At 45.5% G+C, this 14,718-nt stretch carries 9 protein-coding genes and 3 rRNA genes; all 12 read left to right on the forward strand.

The features are described 5' to 3' along the window. Nucleotides 1-103: 103 nt before the first annotated feature. The 12 genes from M1D81_RS00555 to ispF all read left to right on the forward strand — a co-directional run bounded on the left by M1D81_RS00555 (nucleotide 104) and on the right by ispF (nucleotide 14,676). A 16S ribosomal RNA gene (locus M1D81_RS00555) occupies nucleotides 104-1,652 on the forward strand. 182 nt (nucleotides 1,653-1,834) lie between these two features. Further along, nucleotides 1,835-4,765 (forward strand): 23S ribosomal RNA (locus M1D81_RS00560). 61 nt (nucleotides 4,766-4,826) lie between these two features. Continuing rightward, nucleotides 4,827-4,942: ribosomal RNA gene (gene rrf / locus M1D81_RS00565) — 5S ribosomal RNA — on the forward strand. Together the 16S, 23S and 5S rRNA genes form the textbook arrangement of a ribosomal RNA operon. Nucleotides 4,943-5,119: 177 nt before the next feature. Next, nucleotides 5,120-5,584, forward strand: coding sequence for a CtsR family transcriptional regulator (locus M1D81_RS00570; RefSeq protein ID WP_003217184.1), 465 nt, complete (start codon nucleotides 5,120-5,122; stop codon nucleotides 5,582-5,584). Nucleotides 5,585-5,598: 14 nt separating this feature from the next. Then, the gene (locus M1D81_RS00575) at nucleotides 5,599-6,156 is read left to right on the forward strand and encodes a UvrB/UvrC motif-containing protein (protein ID WP_024425862.1); all 558 of its coding nucleotides are present in this window, start codon (nucleotides 5,599-5,601) and stop codon (nucleotides 6,154-6,156) included. A gap of 4 nt (nucleotides 6,157-6,160) precedes the next feature. After that, nucleotides 6,161-7,252 carry a protein arginine kinase gene (locus tag M1D81_RS00580; RefSeq protein WP_456265932.1) on the forward strand — a complete coding sequence of 364 codons (1,092 nt, stop codon included), beginning with the start codon at nucleotides 6,161-6,163 and terminating at the stop codon, nucleotides 7,250-7,252. After that, nucleotides 7,249-9,684 carry an ATP-dependent protease ATP-binding subunit ClpC gene (gene clpC / locus M1D81_RS00585; protein WP_456265931.1) on the forward strand — a complete coding sequence of 812 codons (2,436 nt, stop codon included), beginning with the start codon at nucleotides 7,249-7,251 and terminating at the stop codon, nucleotides 9,682-9,684. The genes M1D81_RS00580 and clpC overlap by 4 nt, the downstream gene beginning before the upstream one ends. Before the next feature lie 93 nt (nucleotides 9,685-9,777). Continuing rightward, nucleotides 9,778-11,157 (forward strand): DNA repair protein RadA, encoded by a 1,380-nt coding sequence (radA, locus tag M1D81_RS00590; RefSeq protein ID WP_025092231.1) that lies wholly within the window; start codon nucleotides 9,778-9,780, stop codon nucleotides 11,155-11,157. A gap of 2 nt (nucleotides 11,158-11,159) precedes the next feature. Further along, on the forward strand, nucleotides 11,160-12,239 hold the full coding sequence (disA, locus tag M1D81_RS00595; protein WP_024425581.1) for a DNA integrity scanning diadenylate cyclase DisA: 1,080 nt from the start codon (nucleotides 11,160-11,162) through the stop codon (nucleotides 12,237-12,239). A 153-nt stretch (nucleotides 12,240-12,392) separates the two neighbouring features. After that, nucleotides 12,393-13,493, forward strand: a complete 1,101-nt coding sequence (locus tag M1D81_RS00600) for a PIN domain-containing protein (RefSeq protein ID WP_456265930.1) — start codon at nucleotides 12,393-12,395, stop codon at nucleotides 13,491-13,493. Nucleotides 13,494-13,506: 13 nt separating this feature from the next. Continuing rightward, the gene (gene ispD, locus M1D81_RS00605; RefSeq protein WP_024425583.1) at nucleotides 13,507-14,196 is read left to right on the forward strand and encodes a 2-C-methyl-D-erythritol 4-phosphate cytidylyltransferase; all 690 of its coding nucleotides are present in this window, start codon (nucleotides 13,507-13,509) and stop codon (nucleotides 14,194-14,196) included. 3 nt (nucleotides 14,197-14,199) lie between these two features. After that, nucleotides 14,200-14,676, forward strand: coding sequence for a 2-C-methyl-D-erythritol 2,4-cyclodiphosphate synthase (ispF, locus tag M1D81_RS00610; RefSeq protein WP_456265929.1), 477 nt, complete (start codon nucleotides 14,200-14,202; stop codon nucleotides 14,674-14,676). Nucleotides 14,677-14,718 lie beyond the last annotated feature (42 nt).

Raw genomic sequence — 14,718 nt, forward strand, 5'->3', positions numbered from 1 at the left:
ATGATACTTCATAGGTAGTCAGTCAAACTGGCGAGGCAGGAAATGATCACATGCTAAGTTCGCTACATCGTGTAGCAACGCATGTGTGATATGCATCCTGCATACCTCGGAGAGTTTGATCCTGGCTCAGGACGAACGCTGGCGGCGTGCCTAATACATGCAAGTCGAGCGGACAGAAGGGAGCTTGCTCCCGGATGTTAGCGGCGGACGGGTGAGTAACACGTGGGTAACCTGCCTGTAAGACTGGGATAACTCCGGGAAACCGGAGCTAATACCGGATAGTTCCTTGAACCGCATGGTTCAAGGATGAAAGACGGTTTCGGCTGTCACTTACAGATGGACCCGCGGCGCATTAGCTAGTTGGTGGGGTAATGGCTCACCAAGGCGACGATGCGTAGCCGACCTGAGAGGGTGATCGGCCACACTGGGACTGAGACACGGCCCAGACTCCTACGGGAGGCAGCAGTAGGGAATCTTCCGCAATGGACGAAAGTCTGACGGAGCAACGCCGCGTGAGTGATGAAGGTTTTCGGATCGTAAAGCTCTGTTGTTAGGGAAGAACAAGTGCGAGAGTAACTGCTCGCACCTTGACGGTACCTAACCAGAAAGCCACGGCTAACTACGTGCCAGCAGCCGCGGTAATACGTAGGTGGCAAGCGTTGTCCAGAATTATTGGGCGTAAAGGGCTCGCAGGCGGTTTCTTAAGTCTGATGTGAAAGCCCCCGGCTCAACCGGGGAGGGTCATTGGAAACTGGGAAACTTGAGTGCAGAAGAGGAGAGTGGAATTCCACGTGTAGCGGTGAAATGCGTAGAGATGTGGAGGAACACCAGTGGCGAAGGCGACTCTCTGGTCTGTAACTGACGCTGAGGAGCGAAAGCGTGGGGAGCGAACAGGATTAGATACCCTGGTAGTCCACGCCGTAAACGATGAGTGCTAAGTGTTAGGGGGTTTCCGCCCCTTAGTGCTGCAGCTAACGCATTAAGCACTCCGCCTGGGGAGTACGGTCGCAAGACTGAAACTCAAAGGAATTGACGGGGGCCCGCACAAGCGGTGGAGCATGTGGTTTAATTCGAAGCAACGCGAAGAACCTTACCAGGTCTTGACATCCTCTGACAACCCTAGAGATAGGGCTTTCCCTTCGGGGACAGAGTGACAGGTGGTGCATGGTTGTCGTCAGCTCGTGTCGTGAGATGTTGGGTTAAGTCCCGCAACGAGCGCAACCCTTGATCTTAGTTGCCAGCATTCAGTTGGGCACTCTAAGGTGACTGCCGGTGACAAACCGGAGGAAGGTGGGGATGACGTCAAATCATCATGCCCCTTATGACCTGGGCTACACACGTGCTACAATGGACAGAACAAAGGGCTGCAAGACCGCAAGGTTTAGCCAATCCCATAAATCTGTTCTCAGTTCGGATCGCAGTCTGCAACTCGACTGCGTGAAGCTGGAATCGCTAGTAATCGCGGATCAGCATGCCGCGGTGAATACGTTCCCGGGCCTTGTACACACCGCCCGTCACACCACGAGAGTTTGCAACACCCGAAGTCGGTGAGGTAACCTTTATGGAGCCAGCCGCCGAAGGTGGGGCAGATGATTGGGGTGAAGTCGTAACAAGGTAGCCGTATCGGAAGGTGCGGCTGGATCACCTCCTTTCTAAGGATATATGGAGCAGCGTACGTTTTCGTCTTGTTTAGTTTTGAAGGATCATTCCTTCAAAACATGTCTCTAGCGAGACAGGATTGTTCTTTGAAAACTAGATAACAATAAGTAATACATTCACATTGAATGCAATGCAAAGTTCATCACACATAGTGATTCTTTCTAAAGTAAGAAATGGTTAAGTTAGAAAGGGCGCACGGTGGATGCCTTGGCACTAGGAGCCGATGAAGGACGGGACGAACACCGATATGCTTCGGGGAGCTGTAAGCAAGCTTTGATCCGGAGATTTCCGAATGGGGAAACCCACTACTCGTAATGGAGTAGTATCCATACTTGAATACATAGAGTATGAGAAGGCATACCCGGGGAACTGAAACATCTAAGTACCCGGAGGAAGAGAAAGCAAATGCGATTCCCTGAGTAGCGGCGAGCGAAACGGGAACAGCCCAAACCAAGAGGCTTGCCTCTTGGGGTTGTAGGACACTCTATACGGAGTTACAAAGGAATGATATAAGCGAAGAGGTCTGGAAAGGCCCGCCAAAGAAGGTAACAGCCCTGTAACTGAAATGTTATTCTCTCCAGAGTGGATCCTGAGTACGGCGGAACACGTGAAATTCCGTCGGAATCCGGGAGGACCATCTCCCAAGGCTAAATACTCCCTAGTGACCGATAGTGAACCAGTACCGTGAGGGAAAGGTGAAAAGCACCCCGGAAGGGGAGTGAAATAGATCCTGAAACCGTGTGCCTACAAGTAGTCAGAGCCCGTTAACGGGTGATGGCGTGCCTTTTGTAGAATGAACCGGCGAGTTACGATCCCGTGCAAGGTTAAGCAGAAGATGCGGAGCCGCAGCGAAAGCGAGTCTGAATAGGGCGCATGAGTACGTGGTCGTAGACCCGAAACCAGGTGATCTACCCATGTCCAGGGTGAAGTTCAGGTAACACTGAATGGAGGCCCGAACCCACGCACGTTGAAAAGTGCGGGGATGAGGTGTGGGTAGGGGTGAAATGCCAATCGAACCTGGAGATAGCTGGTTCTCTCCGAAATAGCTTTAGGGCTAGCCTCAAGGTAAGAGTCTCGGAGGTAGAGCACTGATTGGACTAGGGGCCCCTACCGGGTTACCGAATTCAGTCAAACTCCGAATGCCGATGACTTATCCTTGGGAGTCAGACTGCGAGTGATAAGATCCGTAGTCGAAAGGGAAACAGCCCAGACCGCCAGCTAAGGTCCCAAAGTATACGTTAAGTGGAAAAGGATGTGGAGTTGCTTAGACAACCAGGATGTTGGCTTAGAAGCAGCCACCATTTAAAGAGTGCGTAATAGCTCACTGGTCGAGTGACTCTGCGCCGAAAATGTACCGGGGCTAAACGTATCACCGAAGCTGCGGACTGTTCTTACGAACAGTGGTAGGAGAGCGTTCTAAGGGCTGTGAAGCCAGACCGGAAGGACTGGTGGAGCGCTTAGAAGTGAGAATGCCGGTATGAGTAGCGAAAGACGGGTGAGAATCCCGTCCACCGAATGCCTAAGGTTTCCTGAGGAAGGCTCGTCCGCTCAGGGTTAGTCGGGACCTAAGCCGAGGCCGAAAGGCGTAGGCGATGGACAACAGGTTGATATTCCTGTACCACCTCCTCACCATTTGAGCAATGGGGGGACGCAGGAGGATAGGGTAAGCGCGGTATTGGATATCCGCGTCCAAGCAGTTAGGCTGGGAAATAGGCAAATCCGTTTCCCGTAAAGGCTGAGCTGTGATGGCGAGTGAAATTTAGTAGCGAAGTTCCTGATTCCACACTGCCAAGAAAAGCCTCTAGCGAGGTGAGAGGTGCCCGTACCGCAAACCGACACAGGTAGGCGAGGAGAGAATCCTAAGGTGATCGAGAGAACTCTCGTTAAGGAACTCGGCAAAATGACCCCGTAACTTCGGGAGAAGGGGTGCTTCTTAGGGTGTTAAAGCCCCGAGAAGCCGCAGTGAATAGGCCCAGGCGACTGTTTAGCAAAAACACAGGTCTCTGCGAAGCCGTAAGGCGAAGTATAGGGGCTGACGCCTGCCCGGTGCTGGAAGGTTAAGAGGAGCGCTTAGCGTAAGCGAAGGTGCGAATTGAAGCCCCAGTAAACGGCGGCCGTAACTATAACGGTCCTAAGGTAGCGAAATTCCTTGTCGGGTAAGTTCCGACCCGCACGAAAGGCGCAACGATCTGGGCACTGTCTCAACGAGAGACTCGGTGAAATTATAGTACCTGTGAAGATGCAGGTTACCCGCGACAGGACGGAAAGACCCCGTGGAGCTTTACTGCAGCCTGATATTGAATGTTGGTACAGCTTGTACAGGATAGGTAGGAGCCTTGGAAACCGGAGCGCTAGCTTCGGTGGAGGCATCGGTGGGATACTACCCTGGCTGTATTGACCTTCTAACCCGCTGCCCTTATCGGGCAGGGAGACAGTGTCAGGTGGGCAGTTTGACTGGGGCGGTCGCCTCCTAAAATGTAACGGAGGCGCCCAAAGGTTCCCTCAGAATGGTTGGAAATCATTCGCAGAGTGTAAAGGCACAAGGGAGCTTGACTGCGAGACCTACAAGTCGAGCAGGGACGAAAGTCGGGCTTAGTGATCCGGTGGTTCCGCATGGAAGGGCCATCGCTCAACGGATAAAAGCTACCCCGGGGATAACAGGCTTATCTCCCCCAAGAGTCCACATCGACGGGGAGGTTTGGCACCTCGATGTCGGCTCATCGCATCCTGGGGCTGTAGTCGGTCCCAAGGGTTGGGCTGTTCGCCCATTAAAGCGGTACGCGAGCTGGGTTCAGAACGTCGTGAGACAGTTCGGTCCCTATCCGTCGCGGGCGCAGGAAATTTGAGAGGAGCTGTCCTTAGTACGAGAGGACCGGGATGGACGCACCGCTGGTGTACCAGTTGTTCTGCCAAGGGCATCGCTGGGTAGCTATGTGCGGACGGGATAAGTGCTGAAAGCATCTAAGCATGAAGCCCCCCTCAAGATGAGATTTCCCATTCCGCAAGGAAGTAAGATCCCTGAAAGATGATCAGGTTGATAGGTCTGAGGTGGAAGCGTGGTGACACGTGGAGCTGACAGATACTAATAGATCGAGGACTTAACCTATATTCTATTGTGAAGCATGAACATTGTTATCTAGTTTTGAGAGAACATTCTCTCCATCAGGTTTGGTGGCGATAGCGAAGAGGTCACACCCGTTCCCATACCGAACACGGAAGTTAAGCTCTTCAGCGCCGATGGTAGTTGGGGGTTTCCCCCTGTGAGAGTAGGACGCCGCCAAGCTTCTATAAGGATCAGTTCCAGTCGGAACTGGTCTTTTTTGTGTTTTTGAGAGGTTTGATACCATATAAATGTGGAAATAATATTGTTAGTTGAGCGATTATCTTGAAAAATCGATCGAAAAAATTTATAGTAAGATTAAAGTCAAATATAGTCAAAGTCAATGGAGGAGGAGGCGGAGTGGCACAAAATATTTCTGATATCATCGAGCAGTATTTGAAGGAAGTTTTGGATCAGAACGGTCGAGAAATATTAGAAATTAAGCGCAATGAAATTGCAGATAAATTTCAATGCGTACCTTCACAAATTAACTATGTTATCAATACACGTTTTACGAGCGAGAGAGGCTATATCGTTGAAAGTAAGCGTGGCGGCGGTGGCTATATCCGCATCATTAAAGTCAAAATGAATGATGAAGTCGACTTATTGAACAACATTATTTCCCAAATATATCATCGTTTATCACAGGCTGCATCTGATCATATCATCATGCGTCTTGTTGAAAATAACATTTTATCTGAAAGAGAAGCTAAGATGATGATTAGTGTCATGGACCGTTCTGTATTGCATATTGATTTACCTGAACGTGATGAACTGCGTGCTCGGATGATGAAAGCGATGTTAAATGCTTTGAAATTAAAGTAAAGCGGGTGAAAAGATTGATTTGTCAAGAATGTAATGAGAGACCAGCCACTTTTCACTTTACGAAAGTTATAAATGGAGAAAAACAAGAAATGCACATATGTGAACAATGTGCAAAAGAAAACAGTGATTCATATGCTATGAGTGGAAACCAAGGTTTCTCGATTCACAACTTATTATCAGGCTTATTGAATATTGATCCTAGCTTCACCACAAGTGCTAACAAGGGCTCGTCTATTTTTCAAGAAGCGAAAGAAGTGGATCAATGTCCTAAGTGTGGCTTAACCTTTCAGCAGTTCAGAAAAACAGGCCGATTTGGCTGTGCAGAATGCTATCGTACATTTGATCAGTATCTGAACCCTGTTTTACGGAAAGTCCATAGTGGAAATACAGTCCATAATGGAAAAGTCCCAAAACGAATTGCCGGCAGCCTGCATGTTCGCCGGAAACTTGAGTTAATGCAGCAAGAGCTGAAGCAGCTGATTGAACAGGAAGAGTTCGAAAAGGCAGCGGAAGTTCGAGATCAAATTCGTGCATTAGAGCATGAGCAATCTCAGCAGAGGGAGGGAGATTAACGACATGTCGCTCCAGCATTTTATTCAAGACGCTCTTAGTCAGTGGATGAAACAAAAAGGACCAGAAAGTGACATTGTTCTAAGCAGTCGTATCCGGCTAGCTCGCAATCTAGAGCATGTTCGTTTCCCAACTCAGTTTTCTCAAACTGAAGCTGAAGCTGTTCTCCAGCAATTCGAGCAAAAGTTTGCTAGCCAGGAAGTGAAGGACATTGGAAACTTTGTTCTGATTCGAATGAATGAAACGCAGCCTTTAGCAAAGAGGGTACTTGTTGAAAAGCATTTGATTAGTCCCAATTTAGCTGAATCAAGATATGGCGGCTGTTTGCTTTCTGAAAATGAAGAAATCAGTGTGATGCTGAATGAAGAAGACCATATTCGAATCCAATGCTTATTCCCAGGTTTTCAGTTAGCCAATGCACTAAAAGCGGCTAATCAGGTAGATGACTGGATTGAAGAGCAAGTGGATTATGCGTTTTCTGAAAAGCGAGGCTACTTAACAAGCTGTCCGACCAATGTAGGTACAGGTATTAGGGCTTCGGTCATGATGCATTTACCAGCATTAGCGCTCACAAGACAAATGAATCGCATTATTCCGGCCATTAATCAATTAGGTCTTGTGGTCAGAGGAATTTATGGTGAGGGCAGCGAAGCAATAGGGAACATCTTTCAAATATCAAATCAAATGACACTTGGTCAATCAGAAGAGGACATTGTAGATGACTTGAATAGTGTGACCGCTCAGCTCATTGAACAAGAGCGATCTGCACGAAAAGCGTTATATCAAACATCTAAAATTGAACTTGAGGACAGAGTGTACCGATCCTTAGGGATTTTGGCCAATTGTCGTATGATTGAATCAAAGGAAACAGCAAAGTGTTTGTCAGATGTGCGGCTTGGAATTGATTTAGGTATCATTAAGGGGCTTTCAAGTAATATACTGAATGAACTCATGATTTTGACCCAGCCCGGCTTCCTTCAACAATATTCAGGAGGAGCCTTGGAGCCAAATGAACGAGATATAAAACGAGCAGCGATTATTAGAGAAAGGCTGCGCTTAGAAATGCATAGGAATGGACAGGAGGATGAAACGATATGATGTTTGGAAGATTCACTGAAAGAGCTCAAAAGGTATTAGCACTTGCACAAGAAGAAGCCATTCGCCTAGGCCATAAGAACATAGGTACTGAGCACATTTTACTTGGCCTTGTACGTGAAGGTGAGGGCATCGCTGCCAAAGCGTTAGAAGCACTGGGCCTTGTTTCAGATAAAATCCAAAAAGAAGTCGAAAGCTTGATTGGAAGAGGGCAAGAGGTGTCTCAAGCTATTCCTCATTATACGCCTAGAGCGAAGAAGGTCACTGAGCTTTCAATGGATGAAGCAAGAAAGCTAGGTCATTCCTATGTAGGGACAGAACATATTCTATTAGGTCTTATTCGTGAGGGAGAGGGTGTCGCTGCCCGTGTCTTAAATAACCTCGGAGTGAGCTTAAATAAAGCACGTCAGCAAGTACTGCAGCTGCTTGGAAGCAATGAAACCGGTGCATCTGCGGCAGGCTCTAATAGCAATGCAAATACACCAACACTAGATAGCTTGGCAAGAGATTTGACAGCTATTGCAAAAGAGGACAGCTTGGACCCTGTCATTGGCCGAAGCAAAGAAATTCAACGTGTCATTGAGGTCCTAAGTAGAAGAACAAAAAATAACCCTGTGCTGATTGGTGAGCCTGGTGTTGGTAAAACAGCCATCGCAGAAGGTCTTGCACAGCAAATTATTCATAACGAAGTGCCTGAAATCCTGCGCGATAAACGAGTGATGACACTGGATATGGGAACTGTTGTAGCTGGAACGAAATATCGTGGTGAATTCGAGGATCGTTTGAAAAAAGTGATGGACGAAATTCGTCAGGCAGGAAATATCATTCTCTTTATCGACGAGCTTCATACACTCATTGGTGCTGGTGGAGCAGAGGGCGCGATTGATGCGTCTAATATCTTGAAGCCATCCTTAGCACGTGGTGAGCTTCAATGTATTGGGGCGACAACGTTAGATGAGTACCGTAAATACATTGAAAAGGACGCTGCGCTTGAACGACGTTTCCAGCCAATTCAAGTAGATCAGCCGTCTGTTGATGAAAGTATTCAAATCTTAAGAGGGCTTAGAGACCGGTATGAAGCACATCACCGTGTGTCTATTACAGATGAAGCGATTGAGGCGGCGGTGAAGCTGTCTGACCGTTATATTTCTGACCGATTCCTTCCAGATAAGGCGATTGATTTAATTGATGAGGCAGGTTCGAAAGTCCGTTTACGTTCGTTCACGACACCGCCTAATCTAAAAGAGTTAGAGCAAAAGCTGGATGAAGTACGCAAGGAAAAGGATGCGGCAGTTCAAAGTCAAGAATTTGAAAAAGCAGCTTCTCTTCGCGATACAGAACAGCGTTTGCGTGAAAAAGTAGAAGTGACAAAGAAATCATGGAAAGAAAAGCAGGGACAAGAGAATTCAGAGGTATCTGTAGATGATATCGCAATGGTCGTTTCCAGCTGGACGGGAGTGCCTGTTTCGAAAATTGCTCAAACGGAGACAGATAAGCTTCTGAACATGGAACAATTGCTCCACTCTCGCGTGATCGGACAGGATGAAGCGGTTGTCGCTGTAGCAAAAGCGGTGAGACGTGCGCGTGCCGGCCTGAAAGATCCGAAGCGTCCAATTGGCTCCTTTATCTTCTTGGGGCCAACAGGGGTTGGTAAAACGGAGCTTGCAAGAGCACTCGCTGAGTCTATTTTCGGTGATGAAGAAGCAATGATCCGTATTGATATGTCTGAATACATGGAGAAACACTCTACATCCAGACTTGTTGGTTCACCTCCAGGCTATGTCGGTTATGATGAAGGTGGACAGCTGACTGAAAAAGTGAGAAGAAAACCTTATTCTGTCGTTCTTTTAGACGAGATTGAAAAGGCGCATCCAGATGTATTTAATATCTTACTGCAAGTGTTAGAAGATGGTCATCTGACTGATTCTAAAGGGCGTACCGTTGACTTTAGAAATACGATTTTGATCATGACATCAAACGTTGGAGCAAGTGAGCTGAAGCGCAATAAATATGTTGGCTTTAACGTGCAGGATGAAAGTCAAAATTACAAGGATATGAAAGGCAAAGTGATGGGCGAGTTGAAACGTGCGTTTAGACCTGAGTTTATCAACCGTATTGATGAAATCATTGTCTTTCACTCGCTTGAGAAGAAACATCTCAAAGAGATCGTGTCTCTCATGTCTGACCAATTGACAAAACGATTAAAAGAACAAGACCTATCAATTGAATTGACGGAAGCAGCAAAAGCGAAAATTGCCGACGAAGGAGTAGATCTTGAGTACGGTGCGCGTCCGTTAAGAAGAGCGATTCAAAAGCATGTAGAAGATCGACTTTCTGAGGAGCTTCTGAAGGGCAATATTGAAAAAGGTCAACATATCGTATTAGATGTGGAAGATGGAGAAATTGTCGTAAAAGCGACGGCTGCTACGAACTAATATAGTAAGAAAAAAGTGTGAGGCATACCAGTAAGGTGTATGCCTCCCTTTACTTATTTTTTGACCAGTATAAGGAGTTGTATTCTTCAATCTATGGCTAAGACAAAATCAAAATTTATATGCCAATCGTGCGGTTATGAGTCAGCCAAATGGATGGGGAAATGTCCAGGCTGCGGCACGTGGAACAGTATGACAGAAGAGGTCGTTCGCAAAGAACCGGCAAACCGTCGAAGTGCTTTTAATCATTCTGTTCAAACCATTCAAAAACCTTCACCTATATCTGCAATTGAAACATCCGAAGAACCCCGAATTAAAACAAATTTAGAAGAATTTAACCGAGTATTAGGAAGTGGAATTGTCAAAGGTTCTCTTGTTCTCATTGGAGGAGATCCTGGGATTGGGAAGTCCACCTTATTATTACAAGTATCAGCACAGCTCTCCGACAAAAATCAGAATGTGTTATACATATCTGGTGAGGAGTCCATTAAACAAACGAAGCTAAGAGCGGACCGCCTTGGCATTGAAAGCGCCTCTTTACATGTTTTGGCTGAAACCGATATGGAGTATATAACGTCTGCTATACAGGAGATGAAACCTGCGTTTGTTGTGGTGGATTCAATTCAAACTGTTTATCAAAGCGATATTACGTCAGCTCCCGGTTCTGTATCTCAAGTAAGAGAATGTACAGCACAGCTGATGAAAATTGCCAAGACAAATGGTATTCCTATTTTTATCGTTGGTCACGTCACCAAAGAAGGCTCGATCGCAGGTCCACGCCTTTTAGAGCATATGGTGGATACAGTTCTTTATTTTGAAGGCGAGCGTCATCATACGTTTCGTATTTTACGGGCGGTCAAAAACCGATTTGGTTCAACGAATGAATTGGGAATTTTTGAAATGAGAGAAGAAGGGCTTACGGAAGTATTAAACCCATCAGAAATCTTTTTAGAAGAGCGGTCGGCAGGTGTATCTGGTTCGTGTGTTGTTGCCTCAATGGAAGGAACAAGACCTGTACTTGTTGAGATACAGGCGTTAATTTCCCCGACAAGCTTTGGGAATCCGAGAAGAATGGCCACTGGCCTTGATCATAATCGAGTATCGCTGCTCATGGCAGTTTTAGAAAAACGCGTGGGGCTGCTGCTGCAAAACCAAGATGCGTATTTAAAGGTCGCGGGCGGTGTGAAGCTTGACGAACCTGCGATTGACTTAGCTATTGCCGTCAGTATTGCATCAAGCTTTAAAGATGCAGCGCCGCATCAAGCGGATTGCTTTATAGGAGAGGTCGGTCTGACGGGAGAAGTCAGAAGAGTATCAAGAATTGAACAGCGAGTGCAGGAAGCTGCAAAACTAGGATTTAAGCGAATGTTTATTCCTCAGGCGAATATAGACGGATGGAAAAAGCCGAGAGGGATTGAGTTAGTTGGTGTAGAAAATGTAGCGGAGGCACTTCGAATTTCACTAGGGGGATCATAGAAATGGAAAAAGAGAAAAAAGGAGCGAGAGAACTCGATCTCTTAGATATTGTACAGTTTGTGGCACCAGGAACACCTCTGCGGGCAGGGATTGAAAACGTCCTGAGAGCCAATACTGGCGGGCTCATTGTAGTTGGTTATAATGACAAAGTAAAGAGTGTGGTAGATGGAGGATTTCACATTAATTCAGCCTTCTCCCCAGCACATTTATATGAATTGGCGAAGATGGATGGGGCCATTATTCTTAGCGATTCTGGTCAAAAAATCTTGTATGCGAATACACAGCTGATGCCAGATGCAACCATTCATTCATCGGAAACAGGCATGAGGCACCGGACGGCTGAACGTGTAGCAAAGCAGACAGGCTGCTTAATCATTGCCATTTCTGAACGGAGGAACGTCATTACCTTATACCAAGGGAATCGTCGTTATACGCTGAAAGATATTGGCTTTATTTTAACAAAGGCCAATCAAGCCATTCAAACACTTGAGAAATATAAAACGATTTTAGATCACGCCATTTCTGCGTTAAGCGCCCTAGAATTCGAAGAGCTTGTGACCTTTGGGGATGTATTATCCGTGCTGCACCGCTATGAAATGGTACTCAGAATCAAAAATGAAATCAATATGTATATCAAAGAGCTTGGAACAGAGGGACACTTGATCCGTCTGCAGGTCAATGAATTGATTACAGATATGGAGCAGGAAGCGGCTTTATTTATTAAAGATTACGTGAAAGAAAAGATTAAAGATCCGTATGTGCTGCTTAAACAACTTCAAGATATGTCGAGCTTTGAGCTTTTAGATGATTCCATTCTGTACAAGTTACTTGGATATCCAGCTTCTACAAATATTGACGAATATGTGTACACAAGAGGATACAGATTGCTCCATAAAATCCCTAGACTGCCAATGCCAATCGTCGAAAATGTGGTTGAAGCATTCGGTGTGCTAGATCGAATTATGGAAGCAGATGTACAAGAATTGGATGAAGTAGAAGGAATTGGTGAAGTAAGAGCGAAAAAGATAAAAAAAGGATTAAAAAGGTTACAAGAAAAACATTATATCGACCGTCAGCTTTAAGAAGAGAAATTTTCCTCTATTACGGTTAAAAATGGATGAATATGGGTATATTAATGATGGTTTTGTTTTCTGTTGCTCTTGATAGGAAACTTAAACATATATCAATGTCAGATGAAGGTGGATTGACAGATGAAAAATAAAGGAGGTGAAGGTATGTTAAAAAGAATCGTTCAGGCGTTTTTTATCATTTTGGGTGCAGTTGTGGGGATTTTTATCATTCCAGAGTTATTTCTGCTTTTAAATGTAAAGGACATACCTTTCATAACAAATGCTTACTCTTCAGCACTAATAGGAGCCATTTTGTTCTTCATCATTGGTAAATGGTGCACAGGTTATGTGGTAAATTGGGTGAAATGGATCGAGGATTCTCTATTGAAGGCGCCTCTTCCTGATCTTATATCTGGAAGTTTCGGATTAGTATTTGGACTTATTCTAGCATATCTTATTGTAAACGTGATCCCGCTAAACAATATCCCATATCATATTTTTGGTACCATTATTCCGATTTTCCTGGCTTTCTTTTTAGGATACCTTGGATTTCAGGTAGGCTTTAAGAAGAAAGATGAAATGATAGGGCTGTTCTCCCGATCTGCAAAGGTCACAAAGAAAAAAGGAGCAGCTGATGATGAACCTGAAATAGAAGATAAAAAGCTGAAAATTTTAGACACAAGTGTTATCATTGATGGAAGAATCGCAGATATTTGCCAAACTGGATTCTTAGAAGGTGTCATGGTCATTCCTCAATTTGTACTCGAGGAATTACAGCATATTGCAGACTCTTCAGATGTATTAAAGAGAAATAGAGGCCGAAGAGGTCTTGATATTTTAAATCGTATTCAAAAAGAATTGGATATCAAAGTTGAAATTTACGAAGGTGACTTCGAAGACATTCAAGAGGTTGATAGCAAGCTTGTGAAGCTGGCGAAATTAACTTCAGGTGTTGTTGTGACCAATGATTTTAATTTAAATAAAGTATGCGAACTTCAAAAAGTAGCAGTGTTAAACATCAATGATCTAGCCAATGCCGTTAAACCGGTTGTACTGCCTGGGGAAGAAATGAAGGTACAGGTCATCAAAGATGGGAAAGAGCATAACCAAGGTGTTGCTTACTTAGATGACGGTACGATGATTGTGGTCGAAGAAGGACGCAATTACATTGGAAAAGACATCGACGTGCTCGTCACAAGTGTGCTGCAGACTGCTGCTGGAAGAATGATTTTTGCGAAGCCAAAACTTCTGGAGAAGGCGCTCTAAAGGGAGAACGAACATGTATTATGAAGTAGTTATTCCGGCTGCGGGGCAGGGGAAACGAATGAAGGCCGGCCGCAATAAGCTTTTTATTGAGCTGAAAAGAATGCCGGTCATCATTCATACACTAAAGGTGTTTGACGCTCATGCGCAATGCAAACGGATGATCCTGGCGATCAATGAAGAGGAGCGTCAAGACTTTGAAAGGCTACTCAAGGTACACGCTTTTCAAACGCCTGTTTCGCTTGTCACTGGCGGCGAAGAACGTCAGCAAAGTGTATACGAAGGATTAAAGGCTGTGAAAGATGCGGACATCGTGCTTGTTCATGATGGGGCAAGGCCTTTTATTAAGCATACACAGATTGACTTGCTCGTTAAAGCGGCGATTGAAAAAGGCTCCGCAGTTGTAGCGGTACCAGTGAAAGACACAATCAAACGCGTTCAAGAAGGCAAAGTGGAACAAACCATTGAACGTCAGAGCTTGTGGGCAGTCCAGACCCCACAAGCTTTTCGTCATTCTATTTTAAAAGAGGCGCATGAATATGCGGAGCGGACAGGCTTCCTTGGAACAGACGACGCCAGTCTTGTTGAACAATTACAAGGTGAGAATGTGTATATTGTCCAAGGAGACTATACCAATATTAAGCTGACAACACCGGATGATTTATTGGTTGCCAAGGCAATTATGGATGCGGAAAGAGGGTACTAGATCATGTTGAGAATAGGACAAGGCTTTGATGTACATCAATTAACAGAGGGGAGACCCCTGATTATCGGCGGGGTCACCATCCCTTATGAAAAGGGACTGTTAGGGCATTCAGACGCTGACGTACTGCTTCACACAGTGGCAGATGCATGCCTGGGTGCGATTGCTGAAGGAGATATCGGCAGACATTTCCCAGACACAGATCCTGAGTTTAAGGATGCAGATTCTTTTAAATTATTGCAGCATGTGTGGGCAATTGTGAAAGAAAAGGGCTACACACTTGTGAATATTGACTGCACCATCATGGCGCAAAAGCCCAAAATGGCACCTTACATTCAACCAATGTGTGAGAAAATTGCAGAAGCGCTTGAGGCAGATGTCACACAGGTGAATGTCAAAGCAACAACAACAGAGAAACTCGGATTTACAGGAAGAGGAGAAGGAATTTCCTCTCAGGCAACAGTGCTTCTTCAGAAAAAGTAAAATCCATTTTGATGAGAATGGGTTTTGATGATAAAATACGTT

The sequence above is a fragment of the Bacillus sp. JZ105 genome (assembly GCF_053903125.1).

Bases quoted from the DNA above. Each gene is read 5' to 3' on its own strand.
- M1D81_RS00600 (WP_456265930.1), top strand. From the start codon at position 12,393: ATGTTAAAAAGAATCGTTCAGGCGTTTTTTATCATTTTGGGTGCAGTT.
- clpC (WP_456265931.1), top strand. From the start codon at position 7,249: ATGATGTTTGGAAGATTCACTGAAAGAGCTCAAAAGGTATTAGCACTT.
- ispF (WP_456265929.1), top strand. From the start codon at position 14,200: ATGTTGAGAATAGGACAAGGCTTTGATGTACATCAATTAACAGAGGGG.
- radA (WP_025092231.1), top strand. From the start codon at position 9,778: ATGGCTAAGACAAAATCAAAATTTATATGCCAATCGTGCGGTTATGAG.
- M1D81_RS00580 (WP_456265932.1), top strand. From the start codon at position 6,161: ATGTCGCTCCAGCATTTTATTCAAGACGCTCTTAGTCAGTGGATGAAA.
- ispD (WP_024425583.1), top strand. From the start codon at position 13,507: ATGTATTATGAAGTAGTTATTCCGGCTGCGGGGCAGGGGAAACGAATG.
- disA (WP_024425581.1), top strand. From the start codon at position 11,160: ATGGAAAAAGAGAAAAAAGGAGCGAGAGAACTCGATCTCTTAGATATT.